Source organism: Sulfitobacter sp. TBRI5 (genome assembly GCF_051013555.1).
Taxonomy (GTDB): domain Bacteria; phylum Pseudomonadota; class Alphaproteobacteria; order Rhodobacterales; family Rhodobacteraceae; genus JL08.
Map to the genome: position 1 here is coordinate 470,774 of NZ_CP112884.1, position 18,495 is coordinate 489,268.

Genomic DNA, 18,495 nt, shown 5'->3' on the forward strand with positions numbered 1-18,495 from the left:
AGGTCTTCCTCTTCAAACAGGCCTTGTTCGATTATCCAGTCTCATAATAGTTACAAGTGGCGGGCAGCAGCAATGGCGTCAAGTCGGTCGTCACGGGTGATGAGGTGATACTCTCGGGCAAACTAGCGTTCTACTTTGACGGCCTGCGCCTCATCTAGGTCTGCATTCTCGAGCACCTCCTCCAGATCATCGCCCAGAGCCTCGTTGGTCAGCTGTAACTCAGGGATGCGGTTCTCATAGTAGAGTGGGACTGTTGCCCCGTCTGAGATCGATTGAGCGAAGTTGTAGATTGAGATGTAGTCGCCAAAGACTTCTCGCGTGCGCTCTTCTCCCGCCATGAGCGGCGTGCCGGTGAAACCGAGGAAGGCCGCATTCGGGAGGGCATTCCGCAAGTTGAGGGCGAGCGTATCATACTGCGTGCGGTGCGCCTCGTCGGGGATGACGATGATGTCCTGCCGATCTGAGAGCTTAGGATAAGCTGCTCCGTCCTTGGTTCCGAACTTCTGTATCAGCGTGAAGACATAGCGGTGGTCGGCAGAAAGAAGTTGCTTGAGGTGCGCTCCACTCTCGGCATGCGCTTCGGTAAGCGGCTGTTTTGTCCCGCAACTGAGACATTCTTGAAAGGCGCAGCGAACGTCCGCTGCTGATGAAAGCGGTCATTCAAAAGAAAACTTCGAATTTCCGGTTGTCAACGGCTGCTTAACGCGACGAACCGGTCATTTGATCAGAATTGCCCAATGACTGCATCGAGCCCTGAGCGGACATATTGAAATCGCGATCTTCGCTCATACAGCATGGGCATGCTGCCGCCGAAATTGAAGCGCATCAGATTTCAGGTACAAGATTCAATCTTTTTGCCTCGCTTTTGACCCATTTGTTCATTAAATAATGCAGAATAAAAAAATTGAGCAAACAAATACTGAGGCAACCTAATGGCAAAGTTTAGCTTTTCTAATCTTTTTGGCGATCCCGCTTTCGATAATAAGGTCGAAAGCATACTGGCAGTTCTTAAGGCGAGGGAACTTCCCGAAGATGCTGGCAAGTCAGGAGACGCACCGAGAGGACCGTTTGAGGTAATCCCGCCTGCGCAAGAAGTTGCGAATGAGATGGCTGGTCTGGAGCTGCCTGCAGTTCCTGATTTTGTTCCGGGGGAAACCAATGCCAGTGAAAATGCGGTGGTTCCGCCGGATGTGGATTTGCCCAGCATGCCCGAAGATGCTGGCAAGTCAGGAGACGCACCAAGAGGACCGTTTGAGGTAATCCCGCCTGCGCAAGAAGTTGCGAATGAGATGGCTGGTCTGGAGCTGCCTGCAGTTCCTGATTTTGTTCCGGGGGAAACCAATGCCAGTGAAAATGCGGTGGTTCCGCCGGATGTGGATTTGCCCAGCATGCCCGAAGATGCTGGCAAGTCAGGAGACGCACCAAGAGGACCGTTTGAGGTAATCCCGCCTGCGCAAGAAGTTGCGAATGAGATGGCTGGTCTGGAGCTGCCTGCAGTTCCTGATTTTGTTCCGGGGGAAACCAATGCCAGTGAAAATGCGGTGGTTCCGCCGGATGTGGATTTGCCCAGCATGCCCGAAGATGCTGGCAAGTCAGGAGACGCACCAAGAGGACCGTTTGAGGTAATCCCGCCTGCGCAAGAAGTTGCGAATGAGATGGCTGGTCTGGAGCTGCCTGAAATTATTCCGGGACTACCCTTGGTCAATTTTGATTATGAAAGCATCCCAAAAGACGAGGACGAGACAGAAGACGCCGAAGAAGATTTCTTTGGTTTCTAGCTCAGGTTTGCTGCACTTACATAAGTCTGGATAGTCCGCAACTGAGACATTCGTTGTGACTGCAGCGAACGTCCGCTGCTGGTGAAAGCGGTAATAAGGAGCAAAATCTTCGATCTTCCAGCCGCGAACTGCAGCTAAACGCGTGACAGCAGACACTCACAAAGCTTCGGCGAAAGACTGCCTTGAGCCCATTGTGACCGATGCTGCACCTCGCACATCTCGGAATTAAGGGTGGGAAACGGTCATTCGCTGCGCCAACTTCCGCGGACTGCTAGGATGCGATGTAGCCGAGGCGAGGCAATGGATTTGCGCATATCGCACTACTACTCAGTTGCTGGTCCAAAAACACGCTTCTTGCTATTGCCCTAAATGCGCCCCAATCGAATGGTTTGAAACCCTAGACATATTAAGGGCCAGACAAAATGCGACTGTTTTCTAAGATGCTGCTCATTGCGTTGCTTACCCCACTTTCGGCGACTGCTAACAACGAGATATGTAACTCGTTCGGGAATTTGGCCACCACAATCATGGAAGAGCGCCAGAAGGGCATTCTGATATCTGAGATGATGCGGCGAGCAGAAACACTCGATACATCTGTTAAGGAAACGGCCATACTGTTTGTGATCGCGGCCTATGATCGACCACAGTACAACCTGCCGGAGAGTCGGAGCCGAGCTGTTCAGCGATTTGCTAATGATAAGATGCTCGCATGCTATAAGCTGGTACAGAATTAACGCTCAAGGGCTAATCCTAAAAGCTCAAAGCCGCCGTTCGCTGTGGTGTGCTCGAAGGTCCGCATTGGGCCGGAGTTTCAGCTCCTCCTAATCTCGTGAACAGCAGCTTCGTCCGCATCCCGGTCATAGCTCCGTTTTCCACCAATGTCTGCCTACGGTCGAAACTGTCATTGGCGCACGGAGCCGTTTATAGGTCTAGAGAGAGATCGGGGCTGATGGCGAGAACCAATTACCCCCCACCTTAGCAAAAACGACCGAAGCTCGCGCCCAAAACCCGAAGACGAGACTCTTTGACATCCAACGCACGTTCCGAAGAGCACGAGCGATTTGCTTTCAGGCGTTGGAGCGTGAGAGGGTGATCAATATTTGAGAAGACTGCCACCGCCGGCAAAACCTGCACCAAATCCTTCTGCCACCCGTAAAGCTGAACCGAGGGCGCGCTTGAAGTATGAATATCTCCTCCGTGGCGACGTCGTCGCGATGGTCAATGAGATACCCCGCAAAAAATACCCCGCAATGCCCTTAAGTTAGATAAGGAAAATACGATGACCGACATTGTCGATCACGACGGCATCCTTCTGTTCGTCGATGACTTCACACATACCATTCACTGCGCCAGCGAGACGCCCATTTACACCCTCACCATCAATGAAAGCGCTTTAGAAAGCCAAGATTATGCAGGTGCAGCGAATTCACTTCTCTAATCGGGCGTTTGGGTCAAGTTCATTTCATCGTTTCGATTCCGTGCTTTGGGATCGTTGTCTCTCATCCGGGTCACACTTCTCTTCGCAGTCATTGATGGACCGGTTCGGTTGGTCCGCTGCATGCATGTGTCGGATTGGACGTGGAGCGCCCCGCTTTGTCTCGCGCTTCAATTTGCGCAGTGTGAATTTGCGGCATCATCCACAGACCTCGTCCGGTGAGGGACGATCCCGCCTGTGATCGTTGAAAGGGTTTGGTCAGATCATGCTGCTCCCTTCAATGGTTCATGGCGGAACTCGGTGCCATCTGCCCACATTCTGTGCATGATGACAGCTAACTTTCGTGCCACGGCGACGACGGCACGGCGACGACCTTTCCGACGCATCAGTCGCAGGCCCCAGCTCTTGATCTCTGATCCATCGATGGATCGCATCATCATCGCGTTTGCGGCGCTGTAGAGTGTTGCTCGAACATCAGGGTCGCCAGCTTTTGAGATGCGTCCCGGATTATCCTTTTCGCCAGACTGGTATCGCCGCGGCGTAAGCCCAAAATGTGCAGCCACAGTACGCGAGCTGGTAAAGCGCGATGGATCATCGACAGCAGCCCGAAAGGTCAGTGCTGCAATTGGTCCTACGCCGGGAATGGCCATAAAACGCAGGCAGGCTTCGTCTCGGCTGCGGGTTGCGCCTCTTGAACGGCCTGCGTCTATTACATTCGCGACGCTTCACGGATTAGCTCGTTCAGTATGCGCCGCTCGCCAGTCCGCTCACGCGACCGCACTGCGGCATGTCTGCCCGCTGCATCTGAGAAAATGCCGCCTCAGGGTTCTGGAGATCGATTTTAGCAATATGCGCGGGCGCGATTAATCTTAGTCAAACACGCGCGAAGCTCGCAGCAGATCCAACGCCGACCAGCCACCCTCCAAGATGCGCTTCCCATGCCAATCCACTACTTAGAACAACAAACAGTAGGATGTTTGCTAAAACCAGTGCAAACACGGATTTTACAACAGGCCCCAACGGAAGATTGCGTCGTCGTCGCAAGCTGAAATCCCAAGCCTGCCAAATCCCGATCAACCCGAACACAGCCCCCGAAGCCCCGATCATGGGACCGTTGCCTGTTGAAATTAGGCCAAATGCTGCACCCCCCCGACGGCTGATAAGAGAAAAGCCATGATCGTCTTTCCGGTGCCGATGCGATTGGCAACAACTTTTCCAATTGCAAGCAGGACGGCGCAGTTCATGGCAAAGTGCAAAAAGTTTCCATGCAGGAACGCATGAGAAACAAACATCGTGAAATCTTGGCCGGAGAAAATCGGCGCAATCTCTCCGGAGAAAATCGGCCTCCAGAATGCACCGTAAGAAAACACGATCCATCGCCATTCAGGCGATCCAATCGCACCGGTGTCAGCAGCGCTGAGCACAATCTCGATCACCGCCATTACTCCGACCAGCCACCAGAGAAAAACTGGGGCGCCAACTTGCTGTGGCGAGGGGAAAAGGCTATTTGGCGATTTTCTACCCTGTTGCATGTTCAAAAAAGTAATCCATTTAAGCTTGAGTAGTGCCGATATCTGAAACCAGAGCAGCGGTTTCATTGACAACTTCCGGTCTAATAAGGACTCTAAGTCGACTTTACTACGGGCGCTTGCGCCGAATGCTGTTCGGCGGTGAGGTGTCGAAAACCGGTAGTGCCAGTATTGTTACCTTGAGCCGTTCTAGATTCCACTTTTACCCCGAAGCACATGAAAAAAAACAGCACTATAAGTCGCGCTTTGAAAACAGATTGTTTCCTAAAACGGGATAGACATAGTTTTGCCACAATTTAAAGTGGTGTGGGGGCAGCGTGCTTGCGTAGCATGTATGACGATTTTTCCGAAGTAATTCGATTTGAGCTCGCATGCTCCCCCACGAAACTTCCCATGATTAAATCTTCTTGGCAGGCCTTGACTCAGACTGCAGCGCACGACTGCTTTGCGGGACAAAAACGGATTGTAACCCATCCAACACGATCCTGATCTTCTCTTCGGCTGAATATTGTTTGCGTGTCGCACGAAGCCCATCAAGGGGCATTGTCTTACAATGCCTGAAGGACTGCTTTGCGCTGCACTGCAGACAGTCACCAAATTTCGGCGAATGACCGGTCCGAGCCCATAGTGACCGGCCAAGGCGATGTTGTTTGTACTTCAGTTATTCCCGGTGTGATTGATCTACTGGGAACGGCTCACGCAAATCCTCGGCACTACTCCAATTAGGTTTGGCACTAACTTCGGCCCCTAGATTATGCCCTGACTTTTTCAATCATCACCGATACCTGCTCTTCGCTTGGGCGCTGCGAAATGCCTGCCACCGGGCTTTGCCCAATCCAACGCAGAGGGTCTTGAGTGAGGTTTGGTGAACCGTAGATAGCAATGTCACCTGCAGACAAGGCGTCCTTCAGCGGTCGCCAGCCCATCCAGACTTCGACCAGTGAGCGAAGATCTGTTTCGATCCAAGTATCCACTTCGAGGCCGGGATTAACATAGCAAAGATCGATATCGTTCTCTTCGATGACGAGCCAATGTAACCGTTTCTTTTCAACCTCATCCTTAAATTCAAAACGAGTGACCATCCGTGGACCCATGCCCTCGATCCATGAGGCGGAGTTTCGAATACTCCACATCAGATAGCCGCCGTCAACCTCATCCATAACGACCGACTTGTTCACCCATTCTTGCCCCCACTTTCCGACAGAAGAGATGACCGGCAGCAAGGCCCGTCCGGCCTCGGACAGAATGTACTCAGCATGACCTGTACGTGCAGAGTGTGACCGCTCAATCAATTTTGCGGCTTCAAGGCTTTTCAAACGTTCCGAAAGTAACGAGCGCGACATTATCGGGACGCCACGATGGATGTCATTGAACCGCCTCGATCCAGACAGCAATTCACGGATGATCAGCAAGGTCCAGCGCCCGCCTAAGATTTCAAGAGAAAGGGCGATTGGGCAAGACTGCCCATACAAAGTTTTTTTCATTTATTGCTCCCAACATCAGTATCACCGGGGGTCTCAAGCTCCACAAGTGCAGTTTCTGTACCTATCGGTTCAGATTTCGGACTAGATCGCTGTCGCACTTGTCACCAAAGCTCTCTCATCAACGGTAAGGAGGATCCCTTGAACAATATTCTCATAAGCACACAAACTGACAGAGGTTGAATATGAACATCGAACGCAAACCCACAACGGCGAAGGTGAACGGGCAACTTTGGGGCGCTCGCGCACGCGACTGGGCAGATATTCAGGAACAGTCCTGCCTCCCGGTTTATCACGAAGTCCTAAAACGTGCAGAAGTCGGCAATACAACGCGCTATCTGGACGTGGGCTGCGGCTCTGGAATGGCCGCCGGTTTGGCGGCAGATCTTGGTGCCGATGTGTCCGGCATTGATGCCGCCGAAGCCTTGTTGATGATCGCAAAGGAGCGAGTACAACAGGCCGATTTTCAACTTGGCGATCTGGAAAATATTCCGTTTGAAGATGACAGTTTCGACGTGGTTACCGGATTCAATTCATTTCAGTACGCTGGAAACCCTGCGCTGGCGTTGGGGGAAGCCCGACGGGTGACTAAACCTGGCGGAACTGTGGCTATTGTGACCTGGGGCAACCCCGAAGGCATGGACGCCGCTTCGTTGGTGGCAGTCCTAAAACCGCTTCTGCCATCGCCGCCACCTGGCGCACCCGGCCCTTTTGCCTTGTCTGATGAAAGCAAACTGAGGGAATTTGCCTCTAGTGCCGGATTGAGGCCGACCGATGTGTTTGATGTCGATGGCTTATGGATTTACCCAGATCTGGACACTGCAGTAAGAGGCATGTGCTCTGCTGGTGTTGCGGTAAAGGCAATGGAACATTCAGGCGAAGAGGCCGTGACGTCTGCCTATGCCGCTGCTTTCGCACCGTTTCTGCAGTCCGATGGCACTGTTCGGCTCGGTGCAAGTTTCCGGTGTTTGGTTTCACAACCATAGGCGGTAGGATATCTGGGTAGGAAATACCGACAAACGGAATTCGCACGCTTAGCGAACGGCAACTTTGTCCGCAACTCGGTCGTAGCCGGGACTTCAACGAACGTCCGCTGCTGGTGAAAGCGGTCATAAGGAGAAAAATCTTCGATGTTCCAGCCGCGAACGGCAGCCAAACGCGTGACAGCAGACACTCACAAAAACTCTGTGAATGACTGCATCGAGCCCGAAGCCGTCCTTTGGAAAATTCCTGCTAACTGTCTTCCCTGTTCCTCTACCATGCGAAATAGTGAGGCACTCCAAAAAAAAAGGCGCCCCATCAGAAGCACCTTTGAAATTTTTGTTAAACAAACGGGTTACCCTGTTGTCGGAACGCAGCCATCGGTTACTGGGTCGTAAACACTACCTTCGGCACATGTCATGGAAGCTTGCTTTTGCTTACCCCCGTTGCATTCAGAAGCAATTCCCATTGCGGGCAGGATGCTCAAGGCCACCGCTGCGGCCAAGGCCTTGATCGTCATTGCGGTTCTCCTTTTCACTCAAGTGCTTCGGAGGATAGCAACTGAACCAGTTCGGTCAACCAAAACAATAGGAAAAATGTCAGCGCACTGCTGCCATCCCAGAGCCCGGCACTGGCGCGGACATTCGGTAATGGGGCTCTCGACGTATTCAGGGCCAATGACGCTTTAAATAATATTGTTCGCTTTAACGCGGCCACCGTCGCGTCACAGCGGCGTATCCACGATTAATATTGGTATCAAGCGATCATTAATAGGCAAATTCCAGCATGCCTTAAAGAAAGGACTATTTTCTTAGAGAAGACGCAACTGGCTCTGGAATAAATTGGCCCCTGAAAACGTCCTTTATGTACTGGGTTTATTAGAATTGAGCCCGGAAGCAGCAGCCTAGGGAGGAATTGATGGCATTAGATACTGACAAAAAAGGGAATATGGATGGGAATGTGGATCAGCACGAAGAAATTGATCCGAACCGCCGTAGTTTTTTAACCAGGACCAGCGTTGCGTCTATTGCTGCAATTGTAGGTACATCAATCCCATTCCACCAAAACTTGCCTTTTGGTTTCGTACCTGCAGCGTCAGCTCAGGACAACGTCCTTGTAGGCAAGGATGGGTTGACCCTCTTGAACGACCGTCCCGTGAATGCGGAAACGCCGCCGGAACTTCTCGATGATGCGATTACACCAACGGACCGGCATTTTATTCGCAACAACGGATTATTGCCAGACAGCATGGACGCGGCGACCTGGACGCTGACCGTTGACGGATTTGTGGATGCACCGCTTGAACTGTCTATTGCTGATTTGAGCGATCAGTTTGAGGTAGTGACCATGGCTCTCGCCCTTGAGTGCGGCGGCAATGGCCGGGCCTTCTTCAACCCGCCCGCAAAGGGAAATCAATGGACCTACGGTGCGATTGCTTGTTCTGAATGGACTGGTGTAAGGCTGAAAGACGTGCTTGAGAAGGCAGGTGTTCAGTCCAACGTTATCTATACCGCGCACTACGGCGCTGACGTTCACCTTTCTGGCGACCCAGAAAAGCGGCCGCTTTCACGCGGGCTGCCGATTGAAAAGGCACTAACTGACAATATCCTCATCGCATTTGAGATGAATGGCGAAGCTCTGCATCCGATGAATGGCGCTCCTCTGCGTCTTGTTGTTCCCGGCTGGCCAGGGTCGTGCTCGCAGAAGTGGCTCAGCCGGATAGAACTGCGCGATCAGGTTCACGATGGAGCCAAAATGACCGGCACATCCTACAAGGTTCCGGCCTATCCCGTCGAACCGGGGCAAGAGATCCCCAAGGAGGACTGGGAGATCATCCAGCGAATGCCTGTCAAATCGCTCGTGACTTTCCCCGCGAACGGAACTGACCTGAGCGGTTCAGAAACCGAGGTGCGTGGTCATGCATGGGCAGGTGACCGCTCGATAGATAAGGTCGAGATTTCCAAGGACTTTGGCAAGACCTGGATGGATGCAGACCTTGACGCGCCTGTCAACGACGGTGCCTGGCAGAATTGGCGGGCCACCGTCACTTTTCCACAGGCGGGCTACTATGAGGTCTGGGCCCGGGCGACTGACAGTGATGGCATTATGCAACCCTTCGCAATCGACTGGAATGCCAAAGGGTATCTGAACAATACAATGCACAGGGTCGGCGTCCGCGTCAGCTGATTTTACTTTAGGGCGGCCTGACGCAGGTCGCCCTATAAATTTCTAATTACAGGAGCGTTTCATGTCATTCGCACACTTGCGAAGCGTCGTAACCGCGTGCGCCGCGGCATTTCTTGCCGGGCCTGTCACGGCAGATATAACGGCAGCACTGGGTACAGCCGACGCGAGCGCCGGAGAGCGTGTCTTCAAAAAATGCACAAGCTGCCATACCGTTGAAAAAGGTGGTAAAAACCGTGTTGGGCCCAATCTCTATGGGATCGTTGGACAACCTGTAGCGTCGGTTGAGGGTTTTCGTTATTCCGATGCCATTCAAGGTTTTGGCGGCGAATGGTCCCCCGACCGGCTAAGTGCATACCTTAAGAACCCACGGAAAGCTGTGAAGGGGACACGAATGAGCTTTCCGGGTCTGAAGTCGGAGGAGGACCGCGCCGATGTCATTGCGTTCCTGAACAGCAACTCAGACGATCCCCAGGAATTCAAAACAACAGAGACGTCCGCGAAGGAAGAGCCACAGGAAGAAGTGTATGAATTCGGCAGTTTGTTCGATGCTTCTGGTGTTGAAACGACCTATTATGCATGCACAGCCTGTCACTCGGAAATGATCATCGCACAACAGGGACTGTCCCGCGCGCATTGGGACGAGTTGCTGGAATGGATGGTCGAAGAACAGGGTATGTCGGAAATACCTGAGCCCGACCGTACGGAAATCATTGATTACCTTGCAACCCACTATAATGAAGATCGGCCTAATTTTCCGCGGCCATAAATAACTGATCTTCTGTGTGCGGGGCCTATCGGTGAGTGTCAGCCCGTACAGGGTGTGGCAGTCTCTGTCGCATTCTGCATTGTTGCGTAGACCCTGTCCAGTGACTGTTGCCGGGTCTCTTTTTGCAGATATGCGGAGATAGCACTGAACTTTTGCGCATCCATTCCGGTTGCCAATATCGCATGATGCAAGCCGTCGTCGGTGCTCCAACCGTATGTCTGAGATCCGGCGGCGGTCGGCAAGTCCAGCGGTTCAAGACCCCTGAAATAGGATAACCGACAGCCATTCCGCCCAGAATAATGAGCTACTGTGCCCGCTTGGAATGATGACAGTGCAACTGCCCGTAGATTTCCACCAGTTAGATCAGGCATTCCGGATGCCGCGGTTGTCGAAACAGCGCGCAGATCGCTGCCGATCACAGTAAAGTTTTCTTTAAGGTACGCTTTGTGAATATCTAGCAACGTATTCCGGTCGCTGCTCACAGTACTTATCGCTACCGCAAAAACCACGGAGGCGGCAAGGGCACCTCCAGCCAGCCAAGCTAAGCGCGATCCAATAGAAGTAACTGGGGATCGGTCTCGAGCATCATCAATAGGCACAGGGCGCAAAGTGGAAAGGCTGTTACTTGCCTCGCGTACACGCAAAAGCGTTGATGCAAGGTCGGCTTCACTTGCCAGACGCGCCTTGAACTTACGAGCATCACCCGGCGACATTTCACCGTCATGATACGCGCTAAGGTATTCCCAGTCTTCGTCGCTTAAATGTGTCATCTCTTTCGAACTGCCCGTTTTGCCGGAAAAGCCGTATCGTCCACAATTGCTAAAAGTGCCCTGCGAGCCCGACTAATCCTGCTCATGATCGTGCCTGCCGGAACGTCCATAACCGTTGCCGCCTCCGCATACTTCAGCCCCAAAATGTCCACAAGAAATAACACTTCACGAGCCTCCGGTTTCAGCTTTTCGTAGGCCAATCTGACCAGAACATTTCTGGCGGTATCAGACTGGCCGTCAGTCACATCTAATAGACGTTTCTCAGCGGCAAGATATTCCCTGCGCACACGTCGCTTTCGAAGTTCGTCGTACCTAAGGTTTCGAATGACCCGGAACATCCACGGGCGCAGTTCACTCCGTATTGTGGGGCGGTTTTCCGATCTCACGGCTCGTTCAATCGCGTCTTGCACTAAGTCTTCTGCGTTTTCCTGACGTTGACAGATCGCGCGCGCATAAGCGTGAAGCTCTGGAAGCAAGCTTTCGAGATGCGGAAAACAAACCATGCGGTATCGTACCGTAATCCTCGATGTCGAGCAAAGCGCTTTTATGTGGCCGTCCGCCTTTCTATGCTGCTTTGGTTTCAATCCGAAACGATTGCTCTCTCATTCATTGAAGTCACCAAAAAAAAACTGGTGAACTGACGATCCCTTGATAAAATCCTCGATGCACGGGGACGGAAAATGACGAAGAACGACAATAGCGACCTTGTTGAGTTATGTTACACGTCAATAAATGAGGTCGAGGGATACCAAGTCTTTATTGAAACACTTTCTCAAAAGATTTGTGCTGATGCCGCAGACATTGTGCTAGAAAATACCGCCGATGGTTCATGCCAAACATTGGGATCTTTGGGCTTCGATCCAACTTTTCTGGAAAACTACGACACAGAATATCTTGGAAAAAACCCGTGGTTTGAAGAAATAGAAAAGCTAACTCCGAACAAATCTCATACAGACGAAATATTCTCCGAGAAACTGGAAAAAAGTGCTTATTTCAATGAGTGGGTAAAGCCACAAGGACTAGAGCACTCGATCGGCGCAGTTCTGGAGAGCCAAAGGGATTGCAACGGTTGGATCGGTTTATCCCGTTGCACTGGCAGTAATCATTTTTCTGATAAAGAAAAAGTAGTCATAGATATCGTCTTACCTCATCTGAAACGCTCAGTTTCAATCTTAAAGCGTTTAAATATTGACGAAGGAGCGACCAAGGTTTTTTCCATGGCAGTTGGCTGCATGGCGCTTCCCATCATCGTTTTGGATAACCAGGGACGCGTAGTTGAGATGAACACAAAAGCCGACGAGTTTCTTTCTAAGAACTCACAGCTTAAAATCTCGGTTAGTGGACACATTCAAACGCACTGCGGCAGAACACACGCCAAGATCGGTGCGGCAATTTATCAAGCACTGACCACGCTCGATAAACCAGAGGTACTACCACCTGCGCCTGTAATCGTTCCAGGCCATCAACAGGACGACGCGTGCTCATTTGAGGCGGTCCATTATCGCGGCTCGTATGGTTTAAGTGGTGTGGTCGTAGTCTTAAGACCAGTACGCAAACTTTGACCAGCAGCATCGGGCTATTCCGAACTCCGGCCGTGCAGCAGACGTCTAATTAGCATTCTGATGCTGCGCGGCGGCGAACGGCAACTTCGTCCGCGACTGAGACATTCGTTGTGACTGCAGCGAACGCCCGCTGCTGGTGAAAGCGGTCATTGAGAGCCAAAATTCGAATTTCCGGTTGTGAACGGCTGCTTAACGCGACGAACCGGTCGCCAGAGAAAAACAGTCGAATGACTGCATCGAGCCCAATGCGGCCGGGTTGAAATCGTGGCATTCGCTCATGCAGCAAAAAAATTCGCTGCAGTTCAGCAGAAAGGCACTCTGCGCCGCAGCCAAGAAAGCGGTCATTGGTTTCGACCGCAGCGAGTTTCATGACCCCTATGTCCTGACAATACCGGCGCGTTTCCCGGGGCCGACGTATCCGCAGTTTCAATCACCGGATTTCTCTTCTGGCTTTCTTTCCGAAACCGGGTCTTGTGGCTCATCCGTTGACAGCGTTTCGCCACCTTCCGCCAGTTCCTCATCGGTTGCGAAATAATCCGGTGAACCTAGTGGCGGGTATTTCAATTTGCCCGAAAGGCGTTCAAGCGCTGTGCTGGAAAAGCGTGGAAATGGAAGTTCCCTCCGCCTGCGCCAGGTCGCGACTTCCTGATGCGCTTGTTCCGTGCGTTCGGTATCGAGGCCGGGATCCCTGCTCCAGTATAGCGTCTGGGACGGGAACGCGAAGCCTGTGCCAGACGCTTCCACAATATCATCGATCCGCAGGAGCACGTCCTCTCTGATGGAGTAGAAATCGTTCCACTCCCTTGTCTTGGCATAGATGCGCAGATCGACATTTTTAGACGAGTCCCCGAAGCCGATGAATCGGACTCGGATCGTTTCCAGCTCGATCCGCGGATGTGAGTGCAGCATTTCGCGGATTTTTGCGAGAACATAGCGCATTTGCTCTGCATCCGTTTCGAAGCGCAGGCCTAGAATTTCGTTGATCAACATCGTGTCGCATTTGGCCCAGTTGACGATCTGCATGTCGGCGAATTGCGCATTTGGAATGGAAATCTGTGTGCGGTCGGTCGAACGGAGCTGGGTCGAGCGCACGCCAATATTTTCGACGGTTCCGCTCTGATCGCCGAACGTGCAGTAGTCGCCGACCCGGACCGGTTTATCGATGAACAGGATGAACCCGCCGATCAGGTTCTCCAGCGTCGGCCTGACCGCAAGAGCTACGGCGATGCCGCCGATCCCGAAGCCTGCAATCATGCTGAGAACAGGCACGCCCAATTCATGGGCCCCGTACCCCAGGATCAGGACGCCGCCGATAAAGCCGATGATCTGCCCCACCAACCGGATAAAACTGTCATCGAGACTTCGATTGGTGCGCCTCGGGTCCACTATGACGGTTTCGAAGAAGGCTCTGGACATGGTCCAGAAGGCCCCTGTGGCAGCGATGTAGAACACCACGACAAGGCAGGATTCAGTCAGATCGAAGAACCTTCCTGTGGTGTTGATCTGAAACGAAAACACGTGTTGAAGCCAGAGCAGTCCAATCATTATGCCAATCGGGCTCAGGATCCTGAGACGGACAATTTTGACCGGGTCGTCTGTCAGCCACTCAACCAGCAATCGATGCCAGACGCGCAGGACAACGCCTGCTGCTACAGACAACAAGAGGACGATTAGAATCTTCCAGACTGGAGTGTCGAGAATAGAGCGCCTCATGAAATTTGGCAGTTTCGAGATTCCTGCGATCGGGATCCATGGACCGGAAAGTTGGCGGCTCGTATCATCCCATGATGTTATGGCCAGAGATGACCGAAGCGGAAGCGTTTTCAAGCCAGCAAAAAACCGAGGCGCGCTATGGACCGTGTCCGCTGAAAACAGGTACTCCCCGGCGCGGTCACCTTCGACTATTTCAATGATGCGCAGGGGGGTGCCGGGCAAACGAAACCCGGTGGTGGATTGATCATCAAGGTCGTCAGGCCCAGGAAGAACTGCTGCGTCGATGGCTTCGACCCGCCCAAGAATATCCAGAAGGTACAAAGCCGTTTGCGTTCCGGTTTCGCGGCGAGAGGCCGATGGCACCTGAGCCAGATCGATCAGGGCTCTGATTTGCCCGATCACAAATACAATCTGTATCTCGTTCGCGGTGTTCTGCTGCTGCCAGTATGCGCCCAGAGAGGTTTCCAGGTCATCGCGCAAGTTGTATAGTGACTGCAAAGTACTGCGCGGGCTTTCTGTGCGTATTGGCGTGATTTCGGGGGTGTCGATCTTCTCCAGCATCGACTCAAGCTCGTTGGCTATGGTTCCCTGGTTCGCCTCCTGTGCTGTGACCTGAGATGTGCAGGACAGCGCGACCAAAACCACCAGCAGAAATCTTGAAAATGCCATGTCTTATCCCTCAGGCCATCTGGCTCATTTCTTGGTCCATCGATCGCTTTGAAGGTGATTGGTGTCCAAGCCCCCAAGCGGCGGAGTCGACCGCTCAGATTAAGATATGAAGGAACTCCTTCTATGGTTTTGGTCATGTCGCGCCAAAATTTTTGAGTTTTGTGCAACTCTTTTCAGCGCGCTACTTCGTTCCGATGAGTGTTAGAAATTGGCGAACCGGCAGATTGTGTGCCGTTATGCGGCCAGACGCCGATCGCCTTGCTAAGTCAGGTTCAGCTTTTGGGTCTCCCTGGCAAGGCCTTCTCCAGCATCTTGCTCTGGCACCGTTTGGGCGATTGGCCTGTCCATTTATGGAATGCGCGACAGAAATTGCTTGGGTCTGTATATCCAAGGGCCTGTGCGATTTCTGAAATGTTCAGGTCGTCTTGGACAAGCAGCTCCAGCGCATGCTGGCGTCGGGTACGTTCGATTAGTCTGGAAAACGACGTCCCCTGCTTGGCAAGGTGACGCTGGAGAGATCGAGCGCTCAAGCCCATAGCACCTGCAACCTCTGCAATGCGTGGATCCGCATTTTTAGGCGCATGTCGAACGGCCTGTTCGACCATCACGACGACTTTGGCTGGTTTGCGCTGGATCAAAGCGGGTTCTCTCTACGGTGTTAGACTGCCACGCCATGATAGATCGTGCTTTAGGCCTGTTTTGGTCTGCGTACGCCACAACACGCAAAAATGAGTTTGGCGCGAGATGACCAAAATGGCCCTCGTTCGGTCGCTAAGGGTTTCTGATGAACAGACCGGCTCACTCCGCAATGGAGTGGCCGGTGGGGGGAAAGATGGACAAGGTTTCAACATGCAGAGCGGCGTATCTGATTCCGTTCCTTGACGTCCTGCGCGATATTGGTGCCCCGGTCGACCGCGAGTTGGAACGGGCGCACTTGCCGACAATGGTCGAGGAAAAGCCTGACGATTTGATCAGCATTTTCCTTGCCATGGAGTACCTCGACAGAAGCGCACGCCGTGAAGGTATAGATGATCTGGGCTGGCATTGGGTTAAGAGGTTTTCGGCGTCGGACTTCAGTGCCGAACTGCTGGTGGCGCTTCAGGCCCTTCCGACCGTCAAGGCACGTCTCGACTGCCTGTCCAACCTGATCGCCCTTGAAGACTCTGATACGCGTGTTGGCCTTATCGGTTTCAATGGCAGTGCCGAAGTCTATTGTGACAGCAAGTCGCCCGAAATACCGAGCGACCCAATCTCGGAATGGACTCAGGTCACGGTTTTGATTGAGGCTGTTCGCAGTATCACCGGCGAAAACTGGTCTCCGGACGAGATCAGATTCAAGTCTGATTTCAGCGTCTGCGATGACGCGCGCAACGCGAATCCGAATACACGTTTCCTCACGCAATCGGCCCACACGTCGATTATCATGCCTTCCTCGGTTCTTGCGGCCAGCAAACTGACCAGCGCGGCAGCACAAGTGCCGGAGCCGAACATCCACGAGACGTTGGACGGGTTAGAAAATCTGAAACGTCTGATCCGCCCTTACCTTCGTGGCGGGACCCCAAAAATGATCATGTTCGCCGAGATTCTGGACGTGCGTCCAAGGTCGCTGCAACGCAAACTCCAGCAAGCGGGAACCAGCTTTTCGGACCTGATCGAGACCACACGTTTCGAAATGGCAGCCGAACTTCTGGCGGAATCAGATGCTCCGTTAATCGACGTGGCAATGACGCTTGGTTATGAAAACCAATCCAATTTTGGACGCAGTTTTCGTCGCGTCGCCGGGATCAGCCCTGGGAGATACCGTCGTAAGGTGATCGGTCGGGAACACGTCGCCTGATTTGGCGCGATCGGACCAAAACTGCGTTACTCCCCGAAGTAATCTTATCAGCAGTTAGCAATCTAACGCGGAGCATTTTTGAAAATGCTGCTGCCAAAACGAATTTGCGCGCCGGTTTTCAATTGGCGCGTGATTAGGGTTCCAGGCTCAGAAGCCTCGTATGGGTCGGGAAACTTTCTCATTCTTATGATCTCAAGGGAGACACGACATGCGATTAATTCTGACAACGGCAATGTGGGTTTGCCTGGCGGTCACAACCGCGATGGCTGAAGCACCCAGAATGAAAATGACCACAGATATCCCGCCGGAAATCACGACACCGGATGTCGTGGACACCTCGATCGGAACTCTCAACTTTTTCGACGGCGTGCCGAACAAAGAAACGATCGACACGGTCTATGACTACATGGATCGCGCGCGAGCCGTGCAGGCCTATGTTTCGACCGTGCCGGGTGTGTCGCAGTACGCCATGCGACAGGGCCAACGCGATATCGGCGCGACCAAGGTCAATCAGATCCTGATCTGGGACAAGCTGGCGGACTCAAAGTCGCTGTTCCTGACTGGCAACAGCTCGACGATTTACACCTGGACCTACACCGATCTCGCCAATGACGGGCCGACCGTGATCGAGCTGCCGCCGGGCATGCTGGGCGTCGTCGATGACATGTGGTTCCGCTATGTCACCGACCTTGGCATCGCCGGACCCGATCAGGGCAAGGGGGGCAAGTACCTCATTCTTCCACCGGGATATGACGGCGAGGTCCCGGACGGTTTTTTCGTGGTCCGCCCCTCGACCTTCGGTAACTGGATCTTCATGCGCGCCTATATCAGCGACGGTGTCGACAAGGCGGCTCAGGGCGTGAGGGACAATCTGAAAATCTATCCGCTGTCGATGGCGGATAACCCGCCGGAGCCGGAGTTCATCTCCATGTCGGGGCGCGGAGACTACAATGCCGTTCTCCCGAACGACTACAGCTACTGGGAGATGTTGAACCAGCTTGTTCAGGAAGAACCCATCGGGGCACACGATCCCGAAACGCGCGGGCTGCTGGCGGCACTTGGGATCACCAAGGGCGAGCCCTTTGCACCCGACGCGCGCATGAAGGCGATCCTGACTGACGCGGTCGCCATCGGCAACGCTTATGCCCGTGCCAACACGGTCGTCCCGAAAGACAGCGACCAGCGGATCTATGGGCCGGACAGCGAGTGGGTCATGGCCTTTGCCAACAAGGATTCGACCTTCCTGGTCGATGGCGCACGCCGGTACGATTCCCGGCTGTGGATGCACTACAACGCCGTGGTCGTGACGCCCGCGATGGCCGTCACCGCGCCCGGCAAGGGGTCGGACTACGGCATCGCCGGAATGGCGAAGGGCGGAGAGATCCTCGACGGTGGCAAGACCTACAAGCTGACCCTGCCGCCGAATGTTCCGGTCAAGGATTTCTGGTCAGTGACAGTCTATGATCCGCAGACGCGGTCCATGCTGCAAACCGATCAGACGTTCCCGGCGCTCGACAGCTACAATGAGAACATGCAGCAGAACGCTGACGGATCCTGGGACATCTACTTTGCTCCCGAGGCCCCCGATGGTCAGGAGAACAACTGGATCCAGACCATTCCTGAAAAGAGCTGGTTCATCATCCTGCGCATGTACGGCCCGCTTGAGCCGTGGTTGGACAAGACCTGGGTGCCGGGCGAGATCGAACTGGTCGAGTAAACAAACGAGCCGGGGCCGGAGCACATGTTCCGGCCCTTTCTTTTGGCGCGATCGGACCAAAGCGCGCGTC

Annotated in this window: 16 protein-coding genes and 3 pseudogenes; 9 read left to right on the forward strand and 10 right to left on the reverse strand. The window is 53.3% G+C overall.

The window, feature by feature from the left end; all coding sequences use genetic code 11:
* Nucleotides 1-122 precede the first annotated feature (122 nt).
* A pseudogene (locus OLX72_RS02420) lies at nt 123-572 on the reverse strand (DEAD/DEAH box helicase family protein); the annotation flags it as partial.
* A 360-nt stretch (nt 573-932) separates the two neighbouring features.
* Between OLX72_RS02420 and OLX72_RS02425 the strand changes: the two are divergent.
* From OLX72_RS02425 to OLX72_RS02435, 3 genes are all read left to right on the forward strand, one after another.
* The gene (locus OLX72_RS02425; protein ID WP_433989709.1) at nt 933-1,778 is read left to right on the forward strand and encodes a hypothetical protein; all 846 of its coding nucleotides are present in this window, start codon (nt 933-935) and stop codon (nt 1,776-1,778) included.
* Between the two features lie 422 nt (nt 1,779-2,200).
* Complete coding sequence (locus tag OLX72_RS02430; RefSeq protein WP_433989710.1) at nt 2,201-2,512, forward strand: hypothetical protein; 312 nt, start codon at nt 2,201-2,203, stop codon at nt 2,510-2,512.
* Nucleotides 2,513-3,057: 545 nt separating this feature from the next.
* The gene (locus OLX72_RS02435; RefSeq protein ID WP_433989711.1) at nt 3,058-3,216 is read left to right on the forward strand and encodes a hypothetical protein; all 159 of its coding nucleotides are present in this window, start codon (nt 3,058-3,060) and stop codon (nt 3,214-3,216) included.
* Between the two features lie 260 nt (nt 3,217-3,476).
* Here the strand turns inward: OLX72_RS02435 and OLX72_RS02440 are convergent.
* The 3 genes and pseudogenes from OLX72_RS02440 to OLX72_RS02450 form a co-directional block, all read right to left on the reverse strand.
* Nucleotides 3,477-3,890 (reverse strand): annotated as a pseudogene (locus tag OLX72_RS02440) (transposase); the annotation flags it as partial.
* Nucleotides 3,891-4,086: 196 nt separating this feature from the next.
* Nucleotides 4,087-4,811 (reverse strand): annotated as a pseudogene (locus tag OLX72_RS02445) (rhomboid family intramembrane serine protease).
* Between the two features lie 683 nt (nt 4,812-5,494).
* Nucleotides 5,495-6,226, reverse strand: a complete 732-nt coding sequence (locus tag OLX72_RS02450; RefSeq protein WP_433989712.1) for a winged helix-turn-helix transcriptional regulator — start codon at nt 6,224-6,226, stop codon at nt 5,495-5,497.
* A 182-nt stretch (nt 6,227-6,408) separates the two neighbouring features.
* Between OLX72_RS02450 and OLX72_RS02455 the strand changes: the two genes are divergently transcribed.
* Entirely contained in the window at nt 6,409-7,209 is an 801-nt protein-coding gene (locus tag OLX72_RS02455) for a class I SAM-dependent methyltransferase (protein ID WP_433989713.1), read from the forward strand.
* A gap of 350 nt (nt 7,210-7,559) precedes the next feature.
* Here OLX72_RS02455 and OLX72_RS02460 read toward each other — a convergent pair whose 3' ends face one another.
* Complete coding sequence (locus OLX72_RS02460; RefSeq protein ID WP_162797996.1) at nt 7,560-7,724, reverse strand: hypothetical protein; 165 nt, start codon at nt 7,722-7,724, stop codon at nt 7,560-7,562.
* A gap of 398 nt (nt 7,725-8,122) precedes the next feature.
* Between OLX72_RS02460 and OLX72_RS02465 the strand changes: the two genes are divergently transcribed.
* Entirely contained in the window at nt 8,123-9,391 is a 1,269-nt protein-coding gene (locus OLX72_RS02465; RefSeq protein WP_114870233.1) for a sulfite oxidase, read from the forward strand.
* 61 nt (nt 9,392-9,452) lie between these two features.
* Complete coding sequence (locus OLX72_RS02470) at nt 9,453-10,157, forward strand: c-type cytochrome (RefSeq protein WP_114870234.1); 705 nt, start codon at nt 9,453-9,455, stop codon at nt 10,155-10,157.
* 38 nt (nt 10,158-10,195) lie between these two features.
* On the opposite strand, the gene OLX72_RS02475 is transcribed toward OLX72_RS02470, so the two are convergent.
* On the reverse strand, nt 10,196-10,927 hold the full coding sequence (locus tag OLX72_RS02475) for an anti-sigma factor family protein (protein ID WP_114870235.1): 732 nt from the start codon (nt 10,925-10,927) through the stop codon (nt 10,196-10,198).
* Nucleotides 10,924-11,430 carry an RNA polymerase sigma factor gene (locus OLX72_RS02480; RefSeq protein WP_114870236.1) on the reverse strand — a complete coding sequence of 169 codons (507 nt, stop codon included), beginning with the start codon at nt 11,428-11,430 and terminating at the stop codon, nt 10,924-10,926. The genes OLX72_RS02475 and OLX72_RS02480 overlap by 4 nt, the downstream gene beginning before the upstream one ends.
* Nucleotides 11,431-11,607: 177 nt before the next feature.
* Here OLX72_RS02480 and OLX72_RS02485 point away from each other — a divergent pair, with 177 nt between their 5' ends.
* Nucleotides 11,608-12,489 (forward strand): hypothetical protein, encoded by an 882-nt coding sequence (locus OLX72_RS02485; RefSeq protein ID WP_114870237.1) that lies wholly within the window; start codon nt 11,608-11,610, stop codon nt 12,487-12,489.
* 49 nt (nt 12,490-12,538) lie between these two features.
* On the opposite strand, the gene OLX72_RS02490 is transcribed toward OLX72_RS02485, so the two are convergent.
* The 3 genes from OLX72_RS02490 to OLX72_RS02500 form a co-directional block, all read right to left on the reverse strand.
* Nucleotides 12,539-12,859, reverse strand: coding sequence for a hypothetical protein (locus OLX72_RS02490; protein ID WP_433989714.1), 321 nt, complete (start codon nt 12,857-12,859; stop codon nt 12,539-12,541).
* A gap of 56 nt (nt 12,860-12,915) precedes the next feature.
* A complete protein-coding gene (locus tag OLX72_RS02495; RefSeq protein WP_433989715.1) occupies nt 12,916-14,871 on the reverse strand; it encodes a mechanosensitive ion channel family protein in 1,956 nt (651 codons plus the stop codon).
* Between the two features lie 272 nt (nt 14,872-15,143).
* Entirely contained in the window at nt 15,144-15,509 is a 366-nt protein-coding gene (locus OLX72_RS02500; protein ID WP_433989716.1) for a helix-turn-helix transcriptional regulator, read from the reverse strand.
* Between the two features lie 146 nt (nt 15,510-15,655).
* Here OLX72_RS02500 and OLX72_RS02505 point away from each other — a divergent pair, with 146 nt between their 5' ends.
* Both OLX72_RS02505 and OLX72_RS02510 read left to right on the forward strand, forming a co-directional pair.
* Nucleotides 15,656-16,708, forward strand: a complete 1,053-nt coding sequence (locus OLX72_RS02505) for a helix-turn-helix domain-containing protein (protein ID WP_433989717.1) — start codon at nt 15,656-15,658, stop codon at nt 16,706-16,708.
* Nucleotides 16,709-16,916: 208 nt separating this feature from the next.
* Entirely contained in the window at nt 16,917-18,425 is a 1,509-nt protein-coding gene (locus OLX72_RS02510) for a DUF1254 domain-containing protein (RefSeq protein WP_433989718.1), read from the forward strand.
* The last annotated feature ends 70 nt before the right edge of the window (nt 18,426-18,495 follow it).

Coding starts and splice junctions, on each gene's coding strand:
- OLX72_RS02455 (WP_433989713.1), top strand. CDS start 6,409: ATGAACATCGAACGCAAACCCACAACGGCGAAGGTGAACGGGCAACTT.
- OLX72_RS02470 (WP_114870234.1), top strand. CDS start 9,453: ATGTCATTCGCACACTTGCGAAGCGTCGTAACCGCGTGCGCCGCGGCA.
- OLX72_RS02430 (WP_433989710.1), top strand. CDS start 2,201: ATGCGACTGTTTTCTAAGATGCTGCTCATTGCGTTGCTTACCCCACTT.
- OLX72_RS02460 (WP_162797996.1), bottom strand. CDS start 7,724: ATGACGATCAAGGCCTTGGCCGCAGCGGTGGCCTTGAGCATCCTGCCC.
- OLX72_RS02505 (WP_433989717.1), top strand. CDS start 15,656: ATGAACAGACCGGCTCACTCCGCAATGGAGTGGCCGGTGGGGGGAAAG.
- OLX72_RS02465 (WP_114870233.1), top strand. CDS start 8,123: ATGGCATTAGATACTGACAAAAAAGGGAATATGGATGGGAATGTGGAT.
- OLX72_RS02425 (WP_433989709.1), top strand. CDS start 933: ATGGCAAAGTTTAGCTTTTCTAATCTTTTTGGCGATCCCGCTTTCGAT.
- OLX72_RS02450 (WP_433989712.1), bottom strand. CDS start 6,226: ATGAAAAAAACTTTGTATGGGCAGTCTTGCCCAATCGCCCTTTCTCTT.
- OLX72_RS02490 (WP_433989714.1), bottom strand. CDS start 12,859: ATGAAACTCGCTGCGGTCGAAACCAATGACCGCTTTCTTGGCTGCGGC.
- OLX72_RS02480 (WP_114870236.1), bottom strand. CDS start 11,430: ATGGTTTGTTTTCCGCATCTCGAAAGCTTGCTTCCAGAGCTTCACGCT.
- OLX72_RS02435 (WP_433989711.1), top strand. CDS start 3,058: ATGACCGACATTGTCGATCACGACGGCATCCTTCTGTTCGTCGATGAC.
- OLX72_RS02485 (WP_114870237.1), top strand. CDS start 11,608: ATGACGAAGAACGACAATAGCGACCTTGTTGAGTTATGTTACACGTCA.
- OLX72_RS02510 (WP_433989718.1), top strand. CDS start 16,917: ATGCGATTAATTCTGACAACGGCAATGTGGGTTTGCCTGGCGGTCACA.
- OLX72_RS02475 (WP_114870235.1), bottom strand. CDS start 10,927: ATGACACATTTAAGCGACGAAGACTGGGAATACCTTAGCGCGTATCAT.
- OLX72_RS02495 (WP_433989715.1), bottom strand. CDS start 14,871: ATGGCATTTTCAAGATTTCTGCTGGTGGTTTTGGTCGCGCTGTCCTGC.